Source organism: Beijerinckia sp. L45, assembly GCF_009765775.1.
Taxonomy (GTDB): domain Bacteria; phylum Pseudomonadota; class Alphaproteobacteria; order Rhizobiales; family Beijerinckiaceae; genus RH-AL1.
Window position 1 is genome coordinate 94,257 of the sequence record NZ_LMUU01000259.1, and the last position, 24,168, is coordinate 118,424.

The window sequence follows — 24,168 nt, forward strand, 5'->3', positions numbered from 1 at the left end:
GGCAAGACCAAGACGCCGCCACGGGCGCCCGGGTTTGCGTTGTCGCGCTAGCCATCGGGCTTTCTATTGAAAGGTTACTTGATGATAGGGTCGCACGCGGCGTGCGCCGGCTTAAGAGGCGTTGACAATGGCAAGCCAGATCATATGACAATGCATAGATCGTTCGGCGGGTCATTGGCCGTCGGCGTGCGAGGAGTGTGGCATGGCTGAACGATCCTTCGCGTCCGAGGTCCAGGACCTCAAGCTCGGCGCCGGCGACGTGTTCCGCGGCGAAGGCATTCTCGCGATCACCAAGGCACTGCTGCAGTCCGGCGTGTCCTACGTCGGCGGCTATCAGGGTTCGCCGATCTCGCATCTGATGGACGTGCTCGCCGACGCCAAGGACGTGCTGGACGACCTCGGCGTGCACTTCGAGTCCTCGGCCTCCGAAGCGGCTGCCGCGGCGATGCTGTCGGCCTCGGTGATGTATCCCGTGCGCGGCGCAGTGACATGGAAGTCGACGGCGGGCACCAACGTCGCCGCCGACGCGCTGTCAAACCTGTCGTCGGGCGGCGTCAAAGGCGGCGCGCTGATCATCCTCGGCGAGGATTACGGCGAGGGCTCTTCCATCATGCAGGAGCGCAGCCACGCCTTCGCGATGAAATCGCAGATGTGGCTGCTCGATCCGCGCCCCAACCTCGAATGCATGGTGAAGGCGGTCGAGGACGGGTTCGAGCTTTCCGAAGCCTCCAACACGCCGGTGATGATGCAGGTCCGCGTGCGCGGCTGCCACGTCCACGGCCAGTTCGTCGCCAAGGACAACAAGCGCCCGACCTTCACGCTGAAGGACGCGCTGGAAAACCCCAAGCGCGACCTCGGCCGCATCGTCCTGCCGCCCGCCGCCTACACCCACGAAAACGAAAAGCTGGAGAACCGCTGGCCCGCCGCCGTCGCCTTCATCAAGGCACAAAAGCTCAACGAGCACTTTGGTCCGGACGTCGGCGAGATCGGCCTGATCATCCAGGGCGGTCTCTACAACAATGTCATGCGGGCCCTGCAATTCCTCGGCCTCGCCGACGTCTACGGCGAGACCACCGTGCCGATCTACGTGATGAACGTGACCTATCCGATGGTGGATGACGAGGTGGTCGCGTTCTGCCTCGGCAAGACGGCGGTCATCATGATCGAGGAGGGCCAGCCGGAGTATATCGAGCACACGCTGCATACGCTGCTCCGCCGCCGCGACATCAATACGAAGGTCAGCGGCAAGGACCTGCTGCCGCAGGGCGGCGAGTATACCGCGCCGGTGCTGGTCAAAGGCCTCGCCGCCTTCATCGAGACGCATGCGCCGCTGCTGCTCGGCAACCGACCGCCGGTGCCGAGCGCCGCGATGGTTCTTGCCGACCCCGCCATCAAGGCGCTGGCCGCGGTGGTGCCGGCGCGGCCCGCCGGTTTCTGCATCGGCTGTCCGGAGCGGCCGATCTTTGCCGCAATGAAGCTCGTCGAGGAAGAACTCGGCATCCATCATGTGTCTGCCGACATCGGCTGCCACCTGTTCTCGATCCTGCCGCCGTTCAACATCGGCGCGACGACGATGGGCTACGGCCTCGGGCCGGCCTCGGCCTCCGCCTTCAACGTGCCGGCGAAAAAGCGGCCGATCTCGATCATGGGTGACGGTGGTTTCTGGCACAACGGTCTCGCCACAAGCGTCGGCAATGCCGTGTTCAACAAGCACGACGGCGTCATCATGGTGGTCGATAATTTCTACTCCGCCGCGACGGGCGGCCAGGACATCCTGTCGTCGCGCGCGGACAACCCGGGGCGGCTGACCAACAATTCGATCGTCGCTGCGGTGAAAGGCATCGGCGCCACCTGGGTACGGCAGATCGACCGCACCTACGACGTCGCGAGGATGCGCGATACGCTGCGCGACGCGCTGTCGTCGAAGGACAAGGGCCCGAAGATCATCGTGGCGTCTTCCGAGTGCATGCTGAACAAGCAGCGGCGCATCCGCCCCCTGATCGCCAAGGCGATCAAGGACGGCAAGCGCATGGTGCGCGAAAAATTCGGCGTCGACGAGGACGTGTGCACCGGCGATCACGCCTGCATCCGGCTCTCCGGTTGCCCCTCGCTGTCGGTGAAGGAAACGTCCGACCCGCTGCGCGACGATCCCGTCGCCGCCATCGACCAGACCTGCGTCGGCTGCGGCAATTGCGGCGAAGTCGCCGAGGCGGCGGTGCTTTGCCCCTCGTTCTATCGCGCCGACATCATCTCCAACCCGACGCGCGTGGATCGTTTGCTGGCGCGCGTTCGCGGCGCGGTCATCGGCCATCTGCAGCGCCGCCGCGCCGCGCGCCGCACTGTCTTCGCGGCCGAGATGTCGTCATGACACTCGTCGATCTCGCGCGCCCCGTGCGGCTTTCCACCGACCGGCCGCTCTGCGTCGCGATCCTGGCGATGGGCGGGCAGGGCGGCGGCGTGCTGTCGGACTGGATCGTGGCGATGGCGGAGGCCGAAGGCTGGGCGGCGCAATCGACCTCGGTGCCTGGCGTCGCGCAGCGCACCGGCGCGACGATCTACTATATCGAAATGCTGCCAGAAAAGGCCGGCCGCCGCCCCATCTTCGCGCTGATGCCGACGCCGGGCGACGTCGATGTGGTCCTGGCGGCGGAATTCATGGAGGCCGGGCGCTCGATGATGCGCGGCCTCGTCACGCCCGACAGGACGGTGCTGATCGCCTCGACGCACCGCGCCTTCGCCGTCCAGGAAAAAGAGAAGCCGGGCAACGGCATCGCCGATCCGAACGCGGTGTTCGCCGCCGCCGGCATTGCGGCGAAACGCATCATCGGCTTCGACATGCAGGCGCTTGCCGAGCAGAACGGCACGGTGATCTCCGCCACGCTGTTCGGCGCACTCGCCGGGGCGGCCGTGCTGCCGTTCCGCCGTGACGCCTATGAGAACGCCATCCGTGTCGGCGGCAAGGGCGCCGAACCGAGCCTGCGCGGCTTCGCCGCCGGATTCTCGGGCGTGACGCAGAAGCCATTGGACGACATCCCGGCGCCGCCGCCAAAAGTCGCGCCTGCACCGGTCGCGACGGGATACGCCGCGCTCGACGCGCTTCTCGACCGGATCGCCCGCGAACTGCCGCCGGAGGCCCAGGACCTCGCCCGCGCCGGCGTCGAACGGCTCGTCGACTACCAGGATGTCGCCTACGCCAACGAATACCTCGATCGCCTCGCGCCGTTTTTGGCGCTCGACCGGCAATGCGGTGGCGACACCAAAAGCTTCGCGCTGACCGTGCAGGCGGCAAAATACCTCGCGGTGGGGATGAGCTACGACGACGTCATCCGCGTCGCCGATCTCAAGACGCGGGCGAGCCGCTTCGACCGGGTGCACCGCGAAGTCGGTGCCAAGGGCGACCAGATCGTCATCATGACCGAGTTCATGCACCCGCGCATGGAAGAGGTGTTGGGTTCGCTCCCACGCAGGCTCGGGCAAGCGCTGGAAGCTCGTCCTCGGCTCGTGAAAGCGCTGGACCGCGTGGTGAACCGCGGACGCCGTGTGCGTACCGCCACGATCTTCTGGTTTCTGGGCCTCTACATCGTGTCCGGTCTCAAGGCGTTTCGCCGCGGGACGCTGCGCCACGAGCGCGAGATGGCGCATGTCGCGCACTGGCTCGATGTCGTGACGGCGACCGCGCCGCGCGACTACGATCTCGCCGTCGAGGCGCTCGCCTGCCGCCGGCTGGTGAAGGGCTATTCCGACACCCATGCCAGAGGCCTGTCGAAGTTCGACCGGGTGCTGGCGGAGGTCGGCTTTTTGACGGGCCGTGCCGATAGCGCGGCCTGGCTGCGGCGGCTGAAGGAGGCCGCGCTGGCGGACGAGAAGGGCGCGGCCCTCGACGGCGCGCTGGCGACCATGCGCAGCGCGTATGTGTGATGATTTCTTGATTCTGGGCGCCAAGCAACCATTTTGAGACGGGCATGCGCCGCTCTCTTGACGGGATGGTGTTGGAAGGCGACAAAATGGCATGACCGAGGCAGACCGAACGTTTCAGCTGCGATATGTCGGCGTCCGGTTCATGGGTGGACGATTGCCGCTGGATGTTCTTTCCGACCTGCCCGCGTTTCGCGACCTCCTTGTGTTCTATTCAAAAGAAAATTGGCGCGCCGCCAATTCGGATCGACGTCTCCCAAAAGGGTTTGAAGCAAGCATTGCCTTTGACCTAGTTGGGATCGACTCGGGCAGTGCGATACCAAGACTGAGCTGGAAACGAGACGTTGTGCAAGCGATGCTTCCAGGCTTCGCCGACCAACTAGAGGTGTTCGTCGAGCGATCCTGCGTTCAGCTTGTAGAACTGGTCGATGGGGCGGGACACGATCGCCTCCCGACAATTTTGTCGTCCGAGCAAATCCGGGCACTTAACAAGCTTGGGTCGGGCTTGCGAGACCACGAACGTATTGAATTTGTCGGCAGCAAAGGTCGTGACGGGAACGTGGTTTATCTCGACTCATTTCGTCGCAAGATTTTAATCACCCATGTTAGTGAAACTTACCAGGCGCGGTCTGAGGGTATTGGGAAGCTTCTTGGGCTTCATATCGATGGTTACATAAATGTTCTGACGACTAAGCACGGCGAGATACGCATTCCTATCGACAGCGACCGTGTGGCGAGTGAATTCGATGGCAATATAGATGCAGATGTTCAGTATTCACTTCAGGTAAAACTCGATAAGGCGGACTGCCTGCGTGAGATCGTCGAGGTTCTCGATGTCGCGCTGATTGATCCGGCGTCCGCGAACGGCCTCGGTCGCTGTCGTCAAAGGATTGTTGAACTGCAGCACTTGAAGGGTGGATGGAACGACGGGGACGGACTCGAGATCGGTGCGCACGCAACACAAGCCGCCGATTTGCTATTGTCGAAACGTCCGCATTTCGCGGGGCTGTACAAGATCTACCCAACGATCGCAGGCGGCGTTCTTTTCGAGTTCGAGCATCTCGGCTGGGACCTCTCGGTCGAAATCAGCGCAATGGGCTCGGTCGAGATCTACGGCATAAGGATCGACGGGCCCGAGGAAATGGACGTTAAGGCGTTCGACGAATTGGATGACATGTTCTTTGCTGCATTCGACGACTTGTTCGTCGGAGCCCCTGCATGAGGGCTGAGCTCAGCGACAAGGACGAGATCTACTTCGCCAAATCCATCCGGGCTTTCTCTTTGACGGAGAGCCATCAAGTCAAGCTTTCCAGCCCACGCCGAAAGATGGCAGCAGGCTTTCGGTCGATCGAGGCTCGCTCACGGATGCATCGGCGGCTTATCTTCGGTATAGAGACCAGGGATATCGATCTGACGCCGTCTATGGTGTGACGGTCGGCGAGTTTGACGTGGAGGCAATCCCTTGTCTGTCTGATCCGCTTCCTGCCAACTCTACCCATGCATACGCCAATTATTCCGCTTATTCGGGAAACCAGCAGAAAAACAAAGCAAAGCGCATTAAACTGTGGGCTTTGAAGCGAGGCAGGCTGCACCCTTAACGCTGTACGCGAGGCATCCTACGTCGGCTGGTTCCGCGTGTTGCGCAGCACCTTGTGCAGCGTCGCGATGAACCCGCGGAACTCCATCTCGTCGACGCCCTCGAAGAACCGGGCGTAGAGCCCATAAATATCCGGCCACAGCGACGCGAAGAGGCCGAGACCTTTTTCGGTGATGAAGACTTCGCGCACGCGCATGTCGTCGGCCTTCGGCTTGCGGCGGATCAGACCCTGGTCTTCCAGCCCGTCGAGGGTGCGGCTCATCGTCGATTGCTCGGTCACCGCGAACAGCGCGAGTTCGTTGACGGTAATGCCGGACGCCACCGTCAAAACCGCCAGGGCGCGCATCTTGGTGGTGCTGATGCCGAGGCCTTTCAGCACCTCCTGCAGTTCCGCGTTCCACTGCGCCGAAAGCCGGTTGAGCAGGTAGGGCGCGAACTGGTTGAGTCCGATCTCGCCGATCGTCGGGATCGCCTCCTCGTCGCCCATCGGCCAGGCGGATAGCGGCGACGGCGCGTCGGGCGCTTTCGCGCCGCGGCGCGGCGCGGCATGCAGCGTCTGCTCGGCGATGGCGGGCGGCGTTCCCTTGCCTTTCGCTTTGCTCACGACAGGGCCTTGGCCAGCAGATAGCCCGAGCCGCCGCCGAGTCCGGGGCCGGGATGGGTCGCGGCGCCGATGTGATAGAGGTTCGGCACGGGCGTGCGGTGGTTGACCGTGCTCTTGAACGGGCGCCAGAGGAAGAACTGGTCCATCCCGCAGAACCCGCCGTAGGGATCGCCGCCGATGAGGTTGACGTTCATCGCCTCGAGATCGGCCGGCGAATAGGCGCGGCGGGCAATGACGCTTTCGCCAAAGCCGTCGATGTGGTGGGCGAGAATCGCCTCGACGCGATCGGCATAGGCCTCGCGGATGTCTGGCGTCCATCGCCCGTCGTCCGGCGCGGCTATGGTGCCGGCGGCGTCGCCTTTGATGGTGCGCGGCATTTCCGGCAGCTGCAGCCAGAGCACTGCCTTGCCGGCCGGGGCGCGGCTCGGGTCGAGCGCCGTGGGCTGGCCGACGCAGATGGTGGGCACTGCCGGCAGCATGCCGCGTTCGGCCTCGTTGCAGGCCTTCGACACGCCGTCGAGGCCGGGTGTCAGATGCAGCAGCGCCACGTTAGCGAGGCCCGGGCCGCGCCACTGCGGCGGCCGGTCGAGGGCGTAGTGGACCTGCATGTTGCCCTTGCCATAGCGGTAGCGCGCCAAACCATCGTCGATCTCGGCCGGCAGATCCTTGCCGCCAAGCAGGCGGCGATACAGCTGCTCCGGTGCCGTCGAGCAGATCACGCCGTGCCTAGCGGCATGGCGACGGCCGTCGGCGAGCGTCACGCCGTTGGCGCGGCCCTTAGCGTCGCGGGTGACGCCGGCGACGTCCGCGCCGGTCTCGATGATCCCGCCCTTGTCGCGGATCAGCCGCGCGAAGGCGTCGAGCAGGCTTTGTGCGCCGCCTTTGACGATCGGCGCGCCGGCGGCTTCCAGCGCGAAGCCGATGACCTTCAGCATCTCGCCGGAAAACGCGCTTTCCGGCCCAAGACCTGTGTGCAGCACCCAGGGCGCGAAGAGGTCGCGCACCAGGCTCGACGCGTAGCGGCCTTCGAGGTGCGCGCGGCCGGACGTCAGGGTTTCGCCGAGGAAGGCGGCAAAGCCGCGCGGGCCGCGCGTCCAGACTTCACGGACCATCGTGCGCAGCATTGCCGCCGACCACAGCCTGCCGCCGAGCACCGAAAAGACCAGGCCGGCGTTGTGGCCGAACAGTGCCATCTCGCGATCGAAGGCGTCGCCATCGCCCGCGGCTTGCGCTGCAAACGCCGCGCGGTTGGTCTCGCGCGTGCGCGTGAGCACGAGATGTGCGCCGTCCGGTCGCAGCACGCCGGTCGGCACCTCTGATTGGGCGAAGGCCAGACCGCGCTGTTCGAGTTCGGGGCCGAGCACGGCAAAGGCCGGCGAGGTGACGAACAGGACGAAGGTCGTCGCCATCACGTCATGGACGAAGCCCGGCGCGGTGATCGCCTCGGTGCGGATACAGCCGCCGATGCGGTCCTCACGCTCCAGCAGCAGAACCTTGCGGCCCTTGAGCGCGAGCATCGCCGCGCAGACGAGGCCGTTGATGCCACTGCCGACGAGGATGTAATCGGCTTCGGCCATGGCGGGATTCCCTTGCGCTGTCGGCGCATCGTAAAAGCGGTCTATGACAATGCAAGCATTGGATGGGGCGGGATTCTCCCCCGCGCCGTTTTCGACCTGGGGACCGTGCGAAGCATGGTGAGGGGCGGCTCGCTTGGCGTATCGCGAATGAGCCAGGCGCCGGCACATCGGTCGGTTTGGGTCTTGCCCTTGCCCACGCCACCGCCTTCGGCGGTCTCCTTCCCCCGCGCTTCGCGCAAGGGAGAATCGATCAGACGGGTTCGAGCACCGAGGTCGGCGCCACCGTGCGCAGGCCGCGCTTTTCGAGGATCGGCAAGACCTCGTCGCGGAAATAGGGGAACTCGTCGACGTAGTTGACGAAGGACAGCGTGGTGCCGCCAAAGCCCGCCTCGACGAGCTTTTGGATGCCGTCTGCGACCTGTTCCGGCGTGCCGGTGAGCGGAAAACCGCCGTGCCCGGCCGCCATGCTCTCGCGGATCATCGCCAGCAGATCGTGCGGGAACGACTGTGCGTGGGCGAATTGCAGCGCGACGAGGGCGTCGAGTGCTTCCCAGTCGGTCTGCGCGACGTAATGATCGTAATAGGCCTTGGCTTCGGCTTCGCTCGGCCGGCAGACGACATGAGCGAAGGTCAGCACGTCGACGTCGCGCCCGACGCCGGCCGCCTGCGCTTTCAGCGCCTTGATCTCGTCGATGGAACGCGTCAGGTCGATCGCGGGCGTGAAGAGAAAGTCCGCGTTGCGCACGGCGAATTCGCGGCCTTCGCCGGAACCGGCGGCATTGACCAGCGGCACGCGCCCGCGCATCGGCTTGGGGTCGCTATGCACGCCCTTCAGCTTGAAGAAGGTGCCGTCCCAATCGAACACGCCTTGCGTCTGCCAAAGCTTTTGCACGACGTCGATCCATTCCTGCGCATAGGCATAGCGCTCGGCGTGAGCGGCAGGGAGCGAAAGCCCGAGCGCCGCATATTCCGGCGCGTTCCAGCCGGCGACGATGTTGAGGCCGGCGCGGCCGTGACCGATCTGGTCGAGCGTCGCGATCTGCTTCGCCGCCACGACGGGATTGTTGGCCGCCGTATGCACCGTCGAGATCACCGCGATCTGCCTGGTCGCCGCGAGAAGCCCGGCAGCCCAGGTCGTCGTCTCCAAAACGCCGCCCTGAAAGTTGATGGCCTTGCCGCCGTAGCCGATCCAGCGCGCGATCGGCAGCAAAAAATCGAGGCCGGCGTCATCGGTCATCTGCGCGAGACGCAGGTTGCTGTCCCACGAGGCATCCCAGCGCTCCGGCACCGTCGTCACCGACATGCCGTTGGAGCAGTTGGCGGCGAAGATCCCGAGCTTGAAACGGTTCTTGCGAAGCATCGGATTCTGAATGGACATCGGCGTCTCCATCTTTTTTCCAATCGTGATGCGCAGCAGGCGGCGGCAGGTCTCTATGCGATCGGTTTGATCTCGAAGGGTACGATCGCGGTCGCCTCGATCTCGATCATCGCGGCGGCTTCGACGAGGCGCACGACCTGCACGGCCGCCATCGCCGGGAAATGCCGTCCGAACAATGACCGATAGGCGTCGCCCAGACCCTTGGGATCGGCCAGATAGGTGTCCATGTCGGTGACGTACCAGGTCAGCCGCACGATGTGCTCCGGTGTCGCGCCGCCCTCCGCAAGGATCGCGGCGATGTTCTCGAACGTCTGCCGCGCCTGCCCGACGAAGTCGGCCGGGAAGCTGCCGTCGATGCGCCAGCCGACGACGCCGCCGGTGACGACGATGCGGCCTTCCGCGGCAACGCCGTTGGCATAGCCGCGCGCGCGCGGCCAGCCTTGGGGATGCAGGATGCGGTTGCCGGCGACCGGGGCAACGGCACCGTCCGTCAGAGGCGCGGCGCCGTTTTGGGCATTACTGGAAATCAAGGCCGACATCGGCACAACGAACCTTTCGACGTCTGGTGCAGCGGGGTCTCGCGGCGCGGTAACGACGCGGTCGCGCTGCCGGGGACCGCCTGAAACAAAGCAGAGCGCAATGCGCGGTGACTTCATTTTAGGCTTAAAATAGTTTCCACGCAAGGTTCTAAGCTGTGGGGTATCTCAGCTTTCATACGTCAGGTGCCGGTCGGATGGCTGCGGGCGGCCTTGAGAATCTGGGTGCGGATCCAGGGATCGGCCATGGTGCCGAGGATCGCCCGTTTGCGGACATCGTCGGGCAGAAACGAAACCTCGCCGTAGAGCCGCGACCATTTCTGGCAGTGGTCGACGAGGTCGCGCTCGCGCTGTTCCCAGGCGACCAGCCGGTCCGGAATGTCGCGGCGATCGCTGACCCCTTCCATCGCCACGGCGAGCGCCAGGCCGTTCTGCATCGCCATGCCGCCGCCCTGGCCGAGATTCGGCGGCTGGGCGTGGGCGGCATCGCCCAAAATCGCGGCGCGGCCGGCGGACCAGCTCTTGACGCTGATGGTGCTGTAAGTGCCCCAGGGCAGCAGCGCCTCGACGCGATCGATGAGATGGGCGAAGTGCGGGAAGGTCGCGCCCCAAGACGCCTTGTCGAGCGGGCTCTGCTTGCCGGCTTCGTCCGATTTGGGGCAGGTGAAGGCGAGATAGATCTCGCTGGCGCTGAGCGGCGTGATGAGAAACCGCCGCTCGCCGTTCCAATTCTCGATGTATTTATCCTGGCCGCCCGGCCCGAGCTCGGCCTGAGTGCCAGGGATGATGGCGCGCAGCGCGCCTTCCAGCGTCTGCTCGTGGAACACTTCGAGGCCGAGCGCTTCGCGGACTTTTGACCAGACGCCGTCGGCGCCGATCACCAGGTCGGCGTTCTCCACCGCGCCGCTGGCGAAGGTCAGCGTGCCGCCTGCACTGGCGTCGATGACTTCGGCGCCGGTGCGGATGTCGACACCTGTGCGGAGCGCCGCATCCCGCAGCCCTTCCAGGAGGGTCTTGCGCGGGACGGTCACCAGGCGAAGATCCGGCGGAAATTCGCCGGAGTCGATCACGCCGTTCTGGCCGTCGCGCTGCTCCATCGCCCGGCCGCGAAAGGTCTCGTTCGAAACCACCTTGGCGCCGATCGCGTCGAGGATGCGCAGCCCGTTCTCCCAGATGTAGATCCCGGAGCCGGCGGCGCGCACCTCCGCCTGGCGCTCGTACACGGTGACGCGCCAGCCGCGTTGCGCCAGTGCGGCGGCGGCGGTGAGCCCGCCGAATCCGCCGCCGGCGATGATCGCTTTCAACCCTGACATATGCTGCCTTTCAAGGACCGATCAGGCCGCGGTGACGAAGCTGCGGATCGCTTCGCTGACCGCCACGGGGCTTTCCAGTGTCGGGAAATGCGTCTGCCCCGTCACGTGGCAGGGGTGGAACCACGGATGGTCCTTGGCGAAGGCGGCCTGGAAATCGCGGTATTCCGCCGACAGCGGCTGCGAATAGATGTGCAGCACCTCCGGCTTTTTGGCGAGCGCCTGCATGCGGTCGAGCGGGCTGCCCCAATGGCGATAGGCCTTTTCGATCTCGCGGCAGGCGCGCATCCACATCTCGCCCTTGAACCACGGCATCTCGGTGCGAATGTGGTTGATGACGTCGGCATTGTCGGTGGCCGCGACCCACTCGTCGAAGAAGCTCTGGCGGCCGAGCTGGTAGCGCTCGGGATCCTGGCCATCCTTCAGCTGCTGATAAAACCCGTCGTGCGGGGTCATCAGCCAATCGATCACCATGGTGCGGTCGAGCCCGAGTTTGTCGCACAGATCGATGTTCACCCAGCAGCCGTGCGAGGTCGACACGAGGTGGAAGTTTTCGAGCTTCTTCGCGGCGATGAACTGCGCGACGTCGTCGACGAGATCGGCTTCGGTGAAGTCGCCGTGCAGCGTCTGCTCGGCATCATGCCCGCGATAGTTCGGGCAGAGCACGTGGAAATCCTTGGCGAGCAGCGGCTCGAGGTTCTTGAACAGGCGGTCGTCCTGCGCCCAGCCCGACAGCAGCACCAGCGCGTGCGGATTGCCCTTGCCGCTCTCGGTATAGGTCATCGGATGGTTGTTGATGGTGACAGAGTCCAAAGTCAGATCCTCGTTTCTACGGGTTGGATGTCTGGAACGGGCGCGGCCAAAGCGTCGCCTGCCGCGCGCTGGCGGAGCGCAAACCGTTGCAGCTTGCCCGACGACGTCTTGGGCAGCGCGTCGACGAACTCGATGGCCCGCGGATATTTGTACGGCGCGATCTCCGCCTTGACGAAATCCTGCAGCACCTTGGCGAGCCCGGGATCGGTTTCGGCATCTGGTGCCAGCACGACGAAAGCCTTGACGATGGTGCCGCGCGCGCCATCGGGAACGCCGACGACGCAGCATTCGGCAACGATGGGATGACGCAGCAGTGCGGTCTCGACCTCCGGTCCGGCGATGTTGTAGCCCGACGAGACGATCATGTCGTCGGAGCGCGCCTGGTACCAGAAATAGCCGTCCGCATCCATGACATAGCTGTCGCCGGGGAAGTTCCAGCCGTCCTGCACGTAGGTCGTCTGCCTGGGATCGTCGAGGTAGCGGCAGCCGACGGGTCCCTTGATGGCGAGGCGCCCCAGGGTGTTGGGGGGTACCTCGTTGCCCGCGGCATCGACCACACGAGCCTGGTAGCCCGGCACCGGGCGCCCGGTCGAGCCGGGACGGATCTCGTCTTCGCGCGCGCTGAGAAAGATATGCAGCATCTCGGTGCCGCCGATGCCGTCGATCAGTTTGAGGCCGGTGGCGGCGAGCCAGGCATCGAAGGTCGGGCGCGGCAGCGTCTCGCCGGCGGAGACGCATTTGCGCAGGCTCGACAGGTCGTGCTGGCCGAGGCGCGTCAACATGCGGCGGTAGGCGGTGGGAGCAGTAAAGCAGACGGTGGCGCGATAGGCTTCGATCGCCACGGCGAGTTCGTCGGGTCCGGCGCGCTCCAGCACGATCCCGACGGCGCCGATGCGCATCGGAAATAGGATCACGGCCAAGCCGAAGGTGAAGGCGAAGGGGGCGGAGCCGATGAAGCGGTCATCCGGCGTGGCGCGCAGAATGTGGGCGGCAAAACCATCGCAGATCGCCAGCATGTCGCGATGGAAATGCATCGTTCCCTTCGGCTCGCCGGTGGTGCCGGAGGTGAAGGCGATGAGGCAGACATCGTCCGACGCGGTGTCGACGGTGGCGAAATCGGGGCGTTCACCGGCGGCCATCGCTTCGAGCGAGTCGGCGGTGCCCGAGCCCCAATAGACGATGCGCTCCAGACACGGCGCAAGCGCCCGTGCGCGCTCCATGTCCTCGGCGAGGCGGTGGTCGCAGAGCGCCAAGGCGATCTGCGCCTTGTTGAGGGGAAAGGCGATCTCGCCGGCGCGCAGCAGCGGCATCGTCGCCACCACGATGCCGCCGGCCTTGAGCACGGCGAGATAGGTCGCGACCATGGTCACGGTATTGGCCGAGCGCAGCAGCACCCGGTTGCCAGTCTTTAGGCCGAGGCGGTTGACCAGAACATTGGCGATGCGGTTCACCCGGTCGCTGAGGCCGCGATAGGTCAGGGTCTCGTCCGGGCCGATGACGCAGGTGGCGTCGCCGCGGCCTTCGTCGATCCAGCGGTCGAGAAAGGCGGCGACGCAGTTGAGCCGCGCGGGATAGCGGTACTCTGGCAGCGTCACGAGCATCTCCGGCCAGAGATCCTGCGGCGGAAGATGGTCGTGAGCGAATGTATCGACGTAGGCGGAGGGTGCCACGGCGGGGGCCTTTGCTGACGGAGCCTATCGGGACGCCCGACGTCGAGCGGACGTCGGCACATGCCGATATTTTATGCCTAAAGCATTATGCAAGAATGGTGCAATCTCCTGTTGCGGCTAGCTCAGGCCTGCTTTTCCTTCAACGCGAAGCCAGCCATCTTGGCGTAGGCACCGCCGATCGCCGCCAGTTCCTCGTGGCTGATGACGTCCTCCAACCGATCGAAGCCGTTAGGCGCCCGCTCCGACACGACGTCGACGACGCGCTCGGGACCGCCGCCGCGGTTCGATCGCACGATCGCCGACGTCACGGGAATCCGCTCCGCCTCGTAGGCGGTCAAAGCTTTGGGCACCGGGCCTGACGCGAGATGGTGAGCCAGCCTCTTGCCGTCGATCACCGCCTGCGCCGCACCGTTCGAGCCGACCGGGTACATCGGATGCGCGGCGTCGCCGAGCAGCGTGACGCGGCCTTCGCCCCAATCCGCAAGCGGCTCGCGGTCGCACATCGGATATTCCAGAATGTCCTGCGTCGCCTCGATCATCGCGACGACGTCCATGCCGGGGATCTTGTACTTTTTGGCAGACGGCAAAATGTCGGCGAGGTCGCCGCGCCGCGACCAGCTCTCGCGGCGCGGCGGCGGGGCGCTGCCGTCGCCGACGATGCGGCATAGCACCCAATTGGTAAGCATCGTGCCGTCCGTCGCGCCGCGTCCGATCGGATAATAGAGCAGCTTCTCCTTCATATCGCCGGAGACGATCATCGTGTCGCCACCGTCGAAGAGCGGCCAGTCGACCGCGCCACGCCACATCATCGTGCCGTTCCACCCCATCGGGCCGTCGTCGGGATGCAGTTGCGCGCGGACCATGGAGTGGATGCCGTCGGCGCCGACCAGCACGCTGCCAGCCTGTTCGACCAGGCCGCCGTCGAGGGTGCGGAAGAAGGCGGTGACGCCGGTGCCCGTCTGTTCGAAGCGCTCGAATTTATGGCCGGTACGCACGACCGCGTCGCCGCAGCGCTCGCGCACCGCAGCGAGCATGGTCGCATGCAGCATGCCGCGGTGGATCGACAGCTGCGGCCGCTCGTGGCCGGCATAGAGGCCGCGCGGCTCGTCGAGGATCGCCTGCCCGAACATGTTGATATAGCGGAGCGTCCGCGTGCGCACGCCGATGGCGTCGAGCGTCGGGAACAGGCCGAATTCCGCCAGCTCGCCGATTGCGTGCGGCAGGATATTGATGCCGACGCCGAGCGGCTTGAGGTCTTCCGCCGCGTCGAACATAAGGAAATCGATGCGGCGGCGCTCGAGCGCGAGGGCCAGAGCCAGGCCGCCGATGCCAGCGCCTGCGATAATGACGGTCAAACCATGTCTCCCCACCCGTGGGCCACTTATCTTAAGCCTAAAGCATCGAAGGCGGCAAGGGCGGTGCCGGGCCCGCTTACGCTGCGAATAGACCATCGCTTGCAAAGGCGCGGCCAACGCAATCTGCGCGTTCGAGTCAGCCTTACACAGGGCGGGGCCGCGACCGACCCGCAGCGCAATCGCCATCGTGGCCCGGACCGTGCATAGGCTTGTCCGTTAGTTTAGGCATCGAATATCTATCGGTGGTCAAAGCGGTCGCGCGCTCGTCGCGGGGCCATCGCCGCGATCATGGCTGAAGCGGGGGCGCTTCGGCACGCCTGATCGATCGGGCGGCGTCGTGTCACGGCGCCGGGGTTGCACTTTTTAGTCGGGGGTTTGCACGCATGAACTTGAAGTCCATCGCCCTTCGGGCCGCCACGGCAAGCGCCGCGATGCTCCTGGCCGCCACGGCCTTTGCCGTCGAGCCGGTAAAGGTCGGCGTCGGCATCGCGCAGACCGGCATGTTCGCCCCGGCGGCAATCCCGGCCCTCAACGCCTACAAGATGTGGGCGGACGATCTCAATGCCAGCGGCGGCCTCGACGTCGCCGGCACCAAGCGCCCGGTGAAGCTGATCGTCTACGACGACCAGTCCGACTTCACCAAGGATGCGGCGATCTACGAAAAGCTGATCACCGACGACAAGGTCGACCTGCTGCTCTCGCCCTATGCGACGCCCGCGCATTTTGCCATCGTTGGCGTGCTCGAGCGCTACAAGTTTCCGATGATGGGCAGCACCGCGGCGTCCGTTCAGCTGAAGGCCGTGAAACCCGGCAACATCTGGTTCCCGACCTCGGCCCTGCCCGACGTGATGGGGCCGGAACTCGTCAAGCTGATGAAGGCGCAGAACATCAAGACGGTGGCGATCTCGACGCTGCAATCGCCCTTCGCGCAGGAGGTTGAAAAGTACCTCAAGATGGCGCTGAAGGATTCCGGCATCAAGCTGCTGTCGTCCGTCGAATATGCGCCCGACATTCGCGACATGACCTCGATCGTCAGCAAGATGAAGAGCGAGCAGCCGGACGCGACCTTCTCGCTGTCTTTCCCCGGCGATTCCGTGCTGTTCATGAAGGCGGCGCGCGAACAAGGCCTGTCGGCGCCGTTCCAATTCGTGCTGGTCGGCCCGAGCGCCGCCTTCTTCAGCAAGATTTTCGGTAAGAACCTCGACGGCATCGTGACGATGGGTCACTGGTCGCCGTATCAGACCAAATGGCCGAAGGCGATGCCGTTCTTCGAGGAATATTCCAAGCGCTACAACGAGACGCCCGACTATCTCGACGTCGCGCTGGCCTACATGTCCTGCGAGATCACCCAGGCGGCGGTCGCCAAAGTCGGCCTCGACCACGACAAGCTGCGCAAGGAAATCTCCTCCGCCACTTTCGACACGATCGACGGGCCGGTGAAATTCGACGGCGTGTCGAACGCCTCGACGCCGACGATGTTCCTGCAGAACCAGGAGGGCAAGCCGCAGATCATCTGGCCGGCGAGCGACGCCACGTCGACCTTCCAGAAGAAGGGTCCCTGGGCAAACTAAAGCTCGGGCCAACCTGACTGCGCCGCCAAAAATGGCCGCCGTGCGCGGCGGCCATGGTTTCTCCCGACAGATGGTAAGATGGACCAACTCGCTTCCACGCAACTGCTGCTGTCCGCGCTTGTCCTGGCTTCGATCTACGCCCTCGTGGCGCTCGGCCTGAACCTCATCTACGGCACGATGCGGCTGCTCAACGTGGCGCATGGCGAGCTGATGATGCTGGGCGGATACACGTCGTTCTGGGCCTTCGAGCTGCTCGGCGTGGGCACGCTGTGGTCGATGTTCGGCGCCATCGCGCTCACCGCGGCGCTCGGCGCGCTCTGCTACGTCACGGTGTTCCGCTACGTCGTGCGCAACCGTGAGCTGGCCGCGCGGCTCGAATCCAACTCGCTGCTGATCTTCTTCGGCTTTTCCATCATCATCCAGAACGGCCTGTCGATCGCCTTCAGCGCCGACCAGCGCAGCTACACCTATCTCAACGGCATCTTTGCGCTCGGCGACGCCCGCGTGGAGCTGAACCGGCTGGCGGTGCTCGGCGTCGGCGCGGCGGCGACCGCAGCCTGCGTGCTGTTCTTCCGCTTCAGCCGCCTCGGGCTCGCGACGCGCGCGCTGATCCAGCAGCGCGATGCCGCCTCGCTCGTCGGCATCAATGCCGATCGCATTCAGCTTCTCGTCTTCTGCGTCGGCTTCGGCATGGCGGGGCTTGCCGGCTCGCTCGTCAGCATGACCGAGACGGTGACGCCCTTCGGCGGCTTCCCCTACACGATCTCGGCCTTCATCGTCATCATCCTCGGCGGCCTCGGCAATCTCACCGGCGGTATTCTCGGCGCCGTCCTGCTCGCCACCATCGAGATCTACGGCGTCGCGCTGACCTCCTCGGCCTATCGCTCGATCCTCGTCTACGGCGTGTTCATCGCCATCCTCTTCTTGCGCCCGCAGGGCCTGCTCGGGCGCAAAATGCGATGAAGACGCGGATTTTCAGCCTTGCCGGCATTGCCGTGCTTCTGGCGCTGTGCATCGCCGCGCCCCAAATGCTCGACGCCTATTCGTTGGGCGTCGCCCTGCAGCTTCTGAGCTGGATCGCCCTGACCCAGAGCTGGGTCACCTTTTCCGGACTGACCGGCTACGTCTCGCTCGGCCATGCGGTGTTCTATGGCCTTGGCGCCTATGTCATGGCGCTGCTGTGGCAATCCGCGCCGCTATGGGAGATCCTGCTCGGTTCCGGGTTTGCCGGCGCGCTGCTCGCGCTCGTCATCGGCTACCCCGCGCTGCGGGTCAGCGGGCCGTATTTCGTCATCCTGACGCTCGGCCTCTCCGAGTTCTTCAAATACATCGTCATCGCCGTCGAGGCGGGGCTGGAATCAAGCGGCCGGCTCATCTTCGGGGCGCCCGACCCGGAGACGCTCTATTACATCATGCTGCTGCTGGCGGTTGTGGCGACGCTGCTGACCTGGGGCCTGGCACGCTCGCGCTGGGGTGCCGGCCTGCGCGCGATCCGCGAGGACGAGACCGCCGCCGAGACGCTCGGCGTGCCCGTCACCTTCCTCAAGATCGCGGCTTTCGTCATCTCCGCCTTCATCCCCGGCGTCGTCGGCGCGGTCTGGGTTTTGCGCACCACCTATTTCGAGCCGATGCAGCTGTTCAGCCCAACGACGTCGTTCACCATCGTGACGATGGCGATCATCGGCGGCAGCGACCGGGCGCCCGGCCCGATTTTTGGGGCCGCCTTCATCGTGCTGCTGTCGGAATTGCTGTGGGCGCGCGCGCCGCACGTCTATCTCGTCATCCTCGGCGTGCTGCTGGTAAGCTTCGTGTTGTTCGTGCCTAAGGGCATCAGCGGCCAACTCGCCTGGCTGATGCGGAGGCGGCGCGCATGAGTTTTCTTCGCGTCGAAAACCTGACCCGCCGCTTCGGCGGCATCGTCGCCCTGCACGACGTATCATTCTCGATGGAGAAGGGTGAGATCTTGGGGCTTATGGGTGCCAACGGCGCGGGCAAGACGACGCTGTTTTCGCTCATCGCCGGCAACCTGCCGCCGTCCTCCGGGCACATTCTGCTTGAAGACGAAAAGATCGACGGCCGTGGGCCGCACCGCGTCAACCGTCTCGGCGTCGCGCGCACCTTTCAGATCGTGCGCCCCTTCGCGACGATGAGCGTGCTGGACAACGTCATGGTCGGCGCGCTCTACGGGCGCAGCCGCACGCTGTCGCAGCCGAAAGCGCGGGAAAAGTGCCGCGCGATCCTCGACGAGGTCGGCCTCGCCGATCGCGCGGACCTCCCTGCCGCCGCGCTGACCCTTGCCGGCCGCAAGCGGCTCGAGGTGGCGCGCGCGCTCGCCACCGAGCCGCGCCTGCTGCTGCTCGACGAGGTGCTGGCCGGCCTCAACGCCAGCGAGGCCAACGACGCGCTCGATCTCATCCGCCATCTGCGCGACAGCCGCATGCTCAGCATCATCGTTATCGAGCATGTGATGAAGGCGCTGATGCGCCTCAGCCACCGAATCCTCGTGTTGCATGATGGTCGTAAGATCATGGAAGGCGCGCCCGCGGAGGTCGCCAACGACCCCCGCGTCATCAAAGCCTACCTCGGGGAGACGCGCGATGCCTGATCCCCTGCATGTCGATCTCCTGCGAGTCGATCTCCTGCAAGCCAAAAATCTCTGCGCCGGCTATGGCGAAATGGAGATCCTGAAGACCGTCGATTTCTCGATCCGCGAGGGTTCGATTACCGCGGTGATCGGCAGCAACGGCGCCGGCAAGACCACTTTGATGCGCGCGTTGAGTGGGCTGATCGCCACGCGCAGCGGTGCGATCACCTTCGACGGCGGCGTGGTCTCCGGCTTGCCGGCGCATGAACGGCTGGAAAAGGGCGTCGCGCTGGTGCCGGAAGGGCGCCTGGTGTTTCCCGACTTCACGGTGCACGAAACGCTGAAGGTCGGCGCTTTTTCGCCGCGCGCGCATGAGGGCTGGAAGCAGCGCATCGAGGACATGTATGCGCTGTTTCCGCGGCTTCTCCAACGCAAGCAGTCGCGCGCGGGCTCGCTCTCCGGCGGCGAGCAGCAGATGCTGGCGCTGGCGCGCGGGCTGATGTCGCGGCCAAAATTGCTGCTGCTGGACGAGCCGAGCCTGGGTCTCGCGCCGATGATGGCCGACGAGGTTTTCAGGCAGCTGCGCACCATCCGCGACAGCGGCATCACTATCTGTCTCGTCGAACAGAACGTGCAGGCGGCGCTCGATATTGCGGACTACGGCTACGTGATGGAAGACGGGCACGTGAAGATGCACGGTCCCGCCGCGGAGCTGCTGACGATGGGGTCGATCCGCGAGAGTTATCTGGGGCTGTAGCGTATTTCGCGCCGGCCCCGATCGTGCGATCGTCATTGCGAGCGAAGCGAAGCAGCCCAGGGGCAATCTGTCACTATCGCCGGAGCGGCAGCCCCTGGGTTGCTTCGCCTTCGGCTCGCAATGACGGGTGGTGAGCTACGCTGCCGCTTCAAAGCGCTTAACAGCCGCCGCCGCAATCCGCTGCAGGATGTCGGCCGTGGTGGTGACCTCGCCGAATTCCATCGCGATGGTGGTAAGGCTCACCTTCTGGATCTCCGCCGCGGTCAGCGCGCCGAACCCCATGTCGGGATAAGGCATGGCGGCGCAGGCATCGGCCAGGGCGACGACCTTGTACTCCCGGTGCACGGCATCGCGGATCGTCGTTTCGCAGCAAACATTGGTGACGGTGCCGCAGACGACGATCGTGTCGACGTCGCGGGCGCGGAGGATGGTGTCGAGGTCGGTGCCGTGAAAACCGCTGTAAAACAGCTTGTCGACGATGATGTCGCCGGGGAGCGGCCTCAGGCTATCGATCACGTCGACGTCGTGGGCGTCGCGCGCAAGAATCACGTCCACTGTCGGATAGAGATCGCGCATGCGGCCGGTGTCGCTGCCGTCGCCCCGCACGATGTGGCGGAGATAGATGATCGGCAGGCCGGCCTTGCGCGCGCCCTCGACCAGTGTGGCGATCGGTGCGACGATGCCAGCGGTATCGGGCACGTAGATGGCGCCGTCCGGATTGCAGAATACGCCCTGCATGTCGACGACGACGATGGCGGTGCGGCGGCCGTTGATCGGCCAGCGGACGGGCGGCTTGCTCATGATAGGACCTTTTTGCGCGCGACATCCGACGACGGTGTCGGAGCCGGCAGCGACGGAGTCGATCCGATCAGTAAAAAGGCCGGTGCGGATCTTGTCAACGAAGCGCGGTTGCGCATTCGCACATGGCTGGACGTGCCTCATGTCCGATGCGTGCTGCGCCTTGCGGCTTGGCCTGTGAACCGTTTGCCGCCATACTCGGCCTATCGTTCGTGAAACAGCGCGGGTACGCCGCCAGGCCTGCAGCCGCTGTTTCGTCGAAAGCCAGGAGCTTCAGCGTGACAGCCATCTACCGCGGCTTCGATCAGGAAACACTCGACCGCGAATACAATGCCCGCGCCAGCGTCGCCGACTTCGGTTACGAATACGGCCGCTACGTCAGCAGTAGCGCCGAGGCCGTGCGCGGTCTCGAACGCATCAGCGACGTCGTCTTCGATCCCGCCTCCGGAGAGACGCTCGATCTGTATCCCGCCGGCCCGGATGCGCCGCTGTTTCTCTGGATCCACGGCGGCTACTGGCGCGCGCTTTCGAAGGATGACAATGCGTTCGCCGCACGCGGGCTGGTGCCGCACGGCGTCGCGGTCGCGGTGATGAACTATTCCCTCGCGCCTGCCGTCACGCTCGACGAGATCGTCCGCCAGGTGCGCGCTGCGGTGGCCTGGCTGCACCAAAACGCTGCGGCGCATGGGATCGACGGGCAGCGCGTTCATGTCGGCGGCTCGTCGGCTGGCGGCCAACTCGTCGGCATGCTGCTCGCCGACGCATGGACGCAAGACTTCGACCTGCCGGCCGACGTCATCGCCTCCGGGCTGGCGCTGAGCGGCCTGTTTGATCTCGAACCGTTGGTCGCGACCCATATCAATGCCTGGATGACGCTCGACCAAGCCGCAGCGCGGCGCAACAGCCCGCAACTCCTGATCCCGGAGCAATCGCGGGCGCTGCTGCTGGCCGCTGTCGGCGGGCTCGAAAGCGCGGAATTCAAGCGGCAGACCGCTGATTATGCCGCGGCCTGGACCCAGGTGGGGCATGCCGGCGAGACGATCCCGATGCCGGGCTTCCACCATTTCGACATCGCTTTGAGCCTGGATCAGCCGGATGGGGCGCTGGTGCGGGCGGTTCTCGGCGCCGTCGCGGCCACGCGAGCACGCTAGGCCACCATGACGCAAGAGCCCGCCCTTGAAAACATTTTAAGTCTAAACTAAATTGTGGCGGCACGAGCATGGGAGCCGCGGGCATGAAAATCACGGTCATCGGCGGCGGCCCGGGCGGTCTCTATTTCGCCCTGCTCACCAAGAAGGCGCGGCCGGACTACGTCGTCGAGGTGTTCGAGCAGAACGCAGCCGATGATTCCTTCGGCTTTGGCGTGGTGTTTTCCGACGACACGCTCGACGAGTTTTTGTCGCGCGATCCGGAATCATATGAGCGGATCCGCGACCACTTCGCCTACTGGGACGATATCGCGATCCACTATAAAGGCGAAGAGATCCGCTGCGGCGGCAACGGATTCTGCGGGACGTCGCGGATGCACCTGCTCGGCGCGTTGCAGGGGCGCTGCCGCGACGTCGGCGTCGCCCTGCATTTCGAGGCGCCGATCGATCCGGCGACGCTGAAGATCCGCTTCGCCAGTTCCGACATCATCGTCGCCGCCGACGGCGTGAACTCGCCGATCCGCGAACATTTTAAGGCCGAATTCAAACCGACGATCGCGCTGAAATCCAACCGGTTCTGCTGGATGGGCTCGACCCGCCCGATGGCCGAGTTCAACTATTTCTTCCGCGAGACCGCGCATGGCGTGATCTGCGCCCACACCTATCAATATCAGGAAGGCCGCTCGACCTGGGTGTTCGAGATGGACGAGGCGTGCTGGCAGGGCCACGGCTTCGCCGACGCCGACGAGGAAACGTCCCGCGACCGGCTGCAGCAGCTCTTCGCCGCCGAACTCGACGGCCATCCGCTGCTGCTCAACCGCTCGCTGTGGCGCCGCTTTCCCCGCATTTTCTGCGAAAACTGGCACCACGACAATATCGTCATCCTCGGCGACGCCAAGGCGTCTGCGCATTTCTCCATCGGCTCCGGCACCAAGCTCGCGATGGAATGCGGCATCGCGCTGTCGGACGCGGTGCTTGCCGAGGCGGACCATAACGTCGAGGCAGCCTTCAAGGCCTATGACGGCGCGCGCCGGGTGCCGTGCCAGGTCGTGCAGCACAATGCCGACGTATCGCTCGCCTGGTTCGAGCACATGAGCCGGTCGTTCGATATGGAGCCGATGCAGTTCGCGATGACGGTGATGTGCCGTGCGAAGTCGGTCACCTACGACAACCTCCTGATCCGCGACGAAACCTTTATCGCGCGCGCCGATACCGAGTTCTACGACCGCCTCTATCGCGAGACCGGCGACGACTACCGCAAGAGCCGCCCGACGCCGATGTTCACCAAATTCCGGCTGCGCGAGATGGAGCTCGCCAACCGGGTCGTCATGGCGCCGATGGCGCAATACAAGGCGGACGAGGCCGGCAATCTCACCGACTGGCACCTCGTCCATTATGCCTCGCATGCGCTGGGCGGGGCCGGCCTGATTTTCGTCGAGATGACCTGTACGTCACCCGGCGCACGGATCACGCCGGGCTGCCCCGGCCTGTGGACCGATGCGCATGAGGCGCAGTGGGCGCGCATCGTCGCCTTCATCCACGAGCATTCCGGCGCCAAGATCGCGATGCAGCTCGGCCATGCCGGGCGCAAGGGCTCGACGCAGGTCGGCTGGGCGAAGCCGGATTATCCGTTGGACGAGGCGGAGAAGAACTGGCCGCTGGTTTCCGCGTCGCCGCTGCCGTGGCACGCCAATGCGAGCCAGGTGCCGCAGGAACTCGACCGCGCCGGCATGGACGCGGTGGTGGCCGAGTTCGTCCAGGCGGCGGCGCGCGCGGATCGCGCCGGTTTCGATCTGCTGGAGCTTCACTGCGCCCATGGCTATCTGCTGGCGTCGTTCCTCTCGCCGCTGACCAACACGCGGAGCGACGACTACGGCGGCTCGATCGAGGCGCGACTGCGCTTTCCGCTGGAGGTGTTCGCGGCGATGCGCGCGGTTTGGCCGATAACAAAACCGATGTCGGTACGCATTTCGGCACTGGACTGGGCGGACGGCGGCATCGGCGAGGCCGAGGTTTTTGCGATCGCGCAGGCGTTCAACGAGGTCGGTTGCGATCTCATCGACGTCTCGGCAGGCCAGACGGTGGCGAACCAGAAGCCGGTCTACGGCCGGATGTTCCAGGTGCAGTTCGCCGAGGCGATCCGCAACGTGCCGCAGCTCGCGACGATGACGGTCGGCGCGATCACCGAGCCGAGCCAGGTCAACACCATCCTTCATGCCCGCCGCGCCGACCTCGTCGCGCTCGGCCGGCCGCATCTGTGGAACCCCTATTTCACCCACCAGGCCGAAGCCTGGTACGGCGCCCGCAACCAGTCCTGGCCGGCGCCCTATCTGGCCGGCCGCAACCAGGCGCATAGCGAGATGGCCAAGGTGCGGGAAAAGCAGATAGCCGTGCAGAAGAAGGCCCGGCCGGCGAAGCATCGGCGGGACGTCGGCGTTTAAAGCATTTTCCACAAACGTTGCAGACTTTCGTAATCGGGAAAATGCTCTGACGTCGTGAGAAAAAGAGACGTCTTATCGCTTTGGTGATTCCACCAAAGCGATAAGCGCTCTCGG

At 65.1% G+C, this 24,168-nt stretch carries 20 protein-coding genes; 11 read left to right on the top strand and 9 right to left on the bottom strand.

From position 1 onward, the window contains the following. Positions 1-202 precede the first annotated feature (202 nt). From GSQ79_RS26645 to GSQ79_RS26660, 4 genes are all read left to right on the top strand, one after another. A complete protein-coding gene (locus GSQ79_RS26645; protein ID WP_158811765.1) occupies positions 203-2,368 on the top strand; it encodes an indolepyruvate ferredoxin oxidoreductase subunit alpha in 2,166 nt (721 codons plus the stop codon). Next, on the top strand, positions 2,365-3,918 hold the full coding sequence (locus GSQ79_RS26650) for an indolepyruvate oxidoreductase subunit beta family protein (protein WP_158811766.1): 1,554 nt from the start codon (positions 2,365-2,367) through the stop codon (positions 3,916-3,918). The genes GSQ79_RS26645 and GSQ79_RS26650 overlap by 4 nt, the downstream gene beginning before the upstream one ends. Before the next feature lie 91 nt (positions 3,919-4,009). Next, a complete protein-coding gene (locus tag GSQ79_RS26655) occupies positions 4,010-5,137 on the top strand; it encodes a hypothetical protein (protein ID WP_158811767.1) in 1,128 nt (375 codons plus the stop codon). Further along, a complete protein-coding gene (locus GSQ79_RS26660) occupies positions 5,134-5,346 on the top strand; it encodes a hypothetical protein (protein WP_158811768.1) in 213 nt (70 codons plus the stop codon). Before GSQ79_RS26655 ends, GSQ79_RS26660 begins: the two co-directional genes overlap by 4 nt. A 185-nt stretch (positions 5,347-5,531) precedes the next feature. Here the strand turns inward: GSQ79_RS26660 and GSQ79_RS26665 are convergent, their stop codons facing one another. The 8 genes from GSQ79_RS26665 to GSQ79_RS26700 form a co-directional block, all read right to left on the bottom strand. After that, positions 5,532-5,999, bottom strand: coding sequence for a MarR family winged helix-turn-helix transcriptional regulator (locus tag GSQ79_RS26665; RefSeq protein WP_158811824.1), 468 nt, complete (start codon positions 5,997-5,999; stop codon positions 5,532-5,534). A 113-nt stretch (positions 6,000-6,112) separates the two neighbouring features. Beyond that, positions 6,113-7,693 carry an NAD(P)/FAD-dependent oxidoreductase gene (locus GSQ79_RS26670; protein WP_158811769.1) on the bottom strand — a complete coding sequence of 527 codons (1,581 nt, stop codon included), beginning with the start codon at positions 7,691-7,693 and terminating at the stop codon, positions 6,113-6,115. Positions 7,694-7,943: 250 nt separating this feature from the next. Then, positions 7,944-9,071: an LLM class flavin-dependent oxidoreductase gene (locus tag GSQ79_RS26675; RefSeq protein ID WP_158811770.1), complete on the bottom strand. Its 1,128-nt coding sequence runs from the start codon at positions 9,069-9,071 to the stop codon at positions 7,944-7,946. 53 nt (positions 9,072-9,124) lie between these two features. Next, entirely contained in the window at positions 9,125-9,565 is a 441-nt protein-coding gene (locus tag GSQ79_RS26680) for a RidA family protein (RefSeq protein ID WP_246725619.1), read from the bottom strand. 224 nt (positions 9,566-9,789) lie between these two features. After that, complete coding sequence (locus GSQ79_RS26685) at positions 9,790-10,920, bottom strand: NAD(P)/FAD-dependent oxidoreductase (protein ID WP_158811772.1); 1,131 nt, start codon at positions 10,918-10,920, stop codon at positions 9,790-9,792. Between the two features lie 21 nt (positions 10,921-10,941). Further along, a complete protein-coding gene (locus tag GSQ79_RS26690) occupies positions 10,942-11,730 on the bottom strand; it encodes an alpha/beta fold hydrolase (protein ID WP_158811773.1) in 789 nt (262 codons plus the stop codon). A gap of 2 nt (positions 11,731-11,732) precedes the next feature. After that, positions 11,733-13,400, bottom strand: coding sequence for an AMP-binding protein (locus GSQ79_RS26695; protein ID WP_246725605.1), 1,668 nt, complete (start codon positions 13,398-13,400; stop codon positions 11,733-11,735). Between the two features lie 122 nt (positions 13,401-13,522). Beyond that, positions 13,523-14,755, bottom strand: a complete 1,233-nt coding sequence (locus GSQ79_RS26700; RefSeq protein WP_158811774.1) for a flavin-dependent oxidoreductase — start codon at positions 14,753-14,755, stop codon at positions 13,523-13,525. A gap of 383 nt (positions 14,756-15,138) precedes the next feature. Here GSQ79_RS26700 and GSQ79_RS26705 point away from each other — a divergent pair, with 383 nt between their 5' ends. The 5 genes from GSQ79_RS26705 (at position 15,139) to GSQ79_RS26725 (ending at position 19,667) form a co-directional block, all read left to right on the top strand. Continuing rightward, complete coding sequence (locus tag GSQ79_RS26705) at positions 15,139-16,326, top strand: amino acid ABC transporter substrate-binding protein (protein WP_158811775.1); 1,188 nt, start codon at positions 15,139-15,141, stop codon at positions 16,324-16,326. 78 nt (positions 16,327-16,404) lie between these two features. Further along, positions 16,405-17,289 (top strand): branched-chain amino acid ABC transporter permease, encoded by an 885-nt coding sequence (locus GSQ79_RS26710; RefSeq protein WP_158811776.1) that lies wholly within the window; start codon positions 16,405-16,407, stop codon positions 17,287-17,289. Beyond that, a complete protein-coding gene (locus tag GSQ79_RS26715; protein WP_158811777.1) occupies positions 17,286-18,200 on the top strand; it encodes a branched-chain amino acid ABC transporter permease in 915 nt (304 codons plus the stop codon). Before GSQ79_RS26710 ends, GSQ79_RS26715 begins: the two co-directional genes overlap by 4 nt. Then, entirely contained in the window at positions 18,197-18,931 is a 735-nt protein-coding gene (locus GSQ79_RS26720; RefSeq protein ID WP_158811778.1) for an ABC transporter ATP-binding protein, read from the top strand. Before GSQ79_RS26715 ends, GSQ79_RS26720 begins: the two co-directional genes overlap by 4 nt. Then, positions 18,924-19,667, top strand: coding sequence for an ABC transporter ATP-binding protein (locus GSQ79_RS26725; protein WP_158811779.1), 744 nt, complete (start codon positions 18,924-18,926; stop codon positions 19,665-19,667). The genes GSQ79_RS26720 and GSQ79_RS26725 overlap by 8 nt, the downstream gene beginning before the upstream one ends. Positions 19,668-19,802: 135 nt before the next feature. Here the strand turns inward: GSQ79_RS26725 and GSQ79_RS26730 are convergent, their stop codons facing one another. Further along, entirely contained in the window at positions 19,803-20,468 is a 666-nt protein-coding gene (locus tag GSQ79_RS26730; RefSeq protein ID WP_158811780.1) for an isochorismatase family cysteine hydrolase, read from the bottom strand. A gap of 275 nt (positions 20,469-20,743) precedes the next feature. Here GSQ79_RS26730 and GSQ79_RS26735 point away from each other — a divergent pair, with 275 nt between their 5' ends. Further along, a complete protein-coding gene (locus tag GSQ79_RS26735; protein WP_246725606.1) occupies positions 20,744-21,616 on the top strand; it encodes an alpha/beta hydrolase in 873 nt (290 codons plus the stop codon). A gap of 83 nt (positions 21,617-21,699) precedes the next feature. Continuing rightward, a complete protein-coding gene (locus GSQ79_RS26740; RefSeq protein ID WP_158811782.1) occupies positions 21,700-24,054 on the top strand; it encodes an FAD-dependent monooxygenase in 2,355 nt (784 codons plus the stop codon). Positions 24,055-24,168 lie beyond the last annotated feature (114 nt).